2 protein-coding genes are annotated in these 2,376 nt (G+C 75.6%); both read left to right on the forward strand.

Annotated features, from left to right (window positions below; translation table 11 throughout):
- Positions 1 to 1,445 (forward strand): glycoside hydrolase family 3 C-terminal domain-containing protein (locus MCBG_RS04415; protein ID WP_198033269.1); only part of this gene is annotated, 1,445 nt, incomplete at its 5' end.
- Positions 1,442 to 2,376: LacI family DNA-binding transcriptional regulator (locus MCBG_RS04420; RefSeq protein WP_043324086.1), on the forward strand; the 935-nt coding region annotated here is incomplete at its 3' end. The genes MCBG_RS04415 and MCBG_RS04420, both read left to right, overlap by 4 nt.

Consider the following 2,376-nt stretch of genomic DNA (forward strand, 5'->3'; position numbering starts at 1 on the left):
ACAGCCTCGCCCACCGGGAACTCGCCCGCGAGGCCGCCCGCCAGTCGGTCGTGCTGCTGCGCAACGACGGCCTGCTGCCGCTGCGCCCCGGCACCCGCGTCGCGGTGCTCGGACCGCTCGCCGACACCGTGCTCACCGACTGGTACAGCGGCACCCCGCCGTACACGATCAGCGCGTACGCGGGGCTGCTCGGACGGCTGCCGGAGGTGACCACCCACCCCGGCACGGACCGGGTCACGCTGCACGTCGGCGACCGGGCGGTACGCCTCGACGGCGACGGCCCGCTGGCGCTCGGCGACACCGCGGCCGAGTTCGAGGTGGTCGACTGGGGACGGGACGTGGTGGCGCTACGCGCCGTGGACACCGGCCGGTACGTCGGCGCCGACGACGCCGGGGCCCTGGTGGCCGACCGCGACGGACCGGGCGGCTGGGTGGTACGCGAGACGTTCCGCCTGGACCACCGGCCCGACGGCACGGCGCTGCTGCACCACCTGGCCACCGGACGGCACGTCGGCGTCGCACCTGACGGGCGGCTGAGCGTGGCCACCGGCGACCCGGCCGCGTTCACCGTGACGCTGCGCGCCGACGGGGCCGCCGACGCCGCCGCGCTGGCCGCCGCCGCCGACGTGGCGGTGGTGGTGCTCGGCAACCACCCGATGGTCAACGGCCGGGAGACCGAGGACCGGGCCGACCTGACGCTGCCCACCGGCCAGGAGGAGCTGCTGCGCGCGGTGCACGCCGCGAACCCGCGTACCGTGCTGGCGCTGACCAGCAGCTACCCGTACGCGGTGGGCTGGGCGCAGGAGCATCTGCCGGCGGTGCTGTGGAGCGCCCACGGTGGACAGGAGCACGGCAACGGGCTCGCCGACGTGCTGCTCGGCGCCGCCGACCCGGGCGGGCGGCTCACCCAGACCTGGTACGCCGACACGGCCGAACTGCCCGACCTGCTCGACTACGACATCATCGGCGCGGACAGCACCTACCTCTACCACCGGGGTGAGCCGCTGTACCCGTTCGGGCACGGGCTCAGCTACGCCGAGTTCGACTACGCTGACCTACGGTTGAGCACCGCCACGGCACGTGCCGGCGAGGAGGTGGAGGTGAGCGTCGAGGTCACCAACACGGGCCGCCGCCCGGGCACCGAAGTGGTGCAGCTCTACACCCGGCAGCGGCGTTCCCGGGTCAAGCAGCCGCTGCGGCAGCTGCGCGACTTCGCCCGCGTCACGCTCGATCCGGGCTGCGCCGCCCGGGTGACGATGCGCCTGCGTACCGCCGATCTGGCCTGGTGGGACGAGACCCGCGCGGCGATGGTGGTGGAGGACACCGTCCACTCGGTGCTGGTGGGCCGGTCCGCTCGCGACATCCGGCTCGTCGGCGCGCTCGCCGTGACCGGAGACGCCACGACGGTCGCCCCGGCCGACCGCAGCTGTGGAGCCGCCCGGTGAGCGGGCGCGTCCCCGGCGAGCAGGTCACCATCGCCGACGTGGCCCGGCACGCCGGAGTGGCCGCCAGCACCGTCTCGTACGTGCTCAGCGGCAAACGCACCATCTCGGCCACCACCCGGGGACGGGTCCTCGACAGCGTCCGCGCGCTGGGCTACCACCCGCACGCCGGGGCGCGCGCCCTGGCCAGTCGCCGCGCCAACGTGATCGCGCTGGTGCTGCCGCTGCGTACCGGCATGCAGGTGCCGGTGGTGATGCGCTTCGCCACCGCAGTGGTCACCACCGCCCGCCGCTACGACCACGACGTGCTGCTGGTCACCGCCGACGAGGGCCCGGCCGGGCTGCACCGCATCGCCGGCAGCGCGCTCGTCGACGGCGTGCTGCTGATGGACGTCGAGCTGGAGGACTCCCGGGTGCCGCTGCTGCGGGAACTGGCGCTGCCGGGTGTCCTGATCGGGCACCCCGCCGACAGCACCGGGCTGGCCTGCGTGGACCTGGACTTCCGGCGCGCCGGTGAGCTGTGCGTGGAACACCTGGCCGCCGCCGGGCACCGGCGGATCGCGCTGCTCGGCGCGCCCGCCGCGGTCTACGACCGGGGCACCGGGTTCGCCCACCGCACCCGCGCCGGGGTACGCGCCGCCGCCGGGCGGCTCGGCGTCGACGCGGTGACCCGGCCCTGCGAGGAGGGACCGGCTGCGGTACGCCGCGACCTGGAGGCGCTGCTCGCCGACCACCCGGACGTCACCGGCCTGGTGGTGCAGAACGAGTCGGCGGTCGGGCCGGTGCTGGCCACGCTGCCGCTGCTCGGCCGCCGGGTGCCGCGCGACGTGTCGGTGGTCGCGATCTGCCCGGACGAGCTGGCCGAGCAGTCCGCGCTCACCTGCGTACCGGTGCCCGCCGAGGAGGTCGGCCGGCAGGCGGTGGCGTTGCTGAT

The sequence above is a fragment of the Micromonospora sp. M42 genome (genome assembly GCF_000568915.1).
Classification (GTDB): Bacteria; Actinomycetota; Actinomycetes; order Mycobacteriales; family Micromonosporaceae; genus Micromonospora; species Micromonospora chalcea.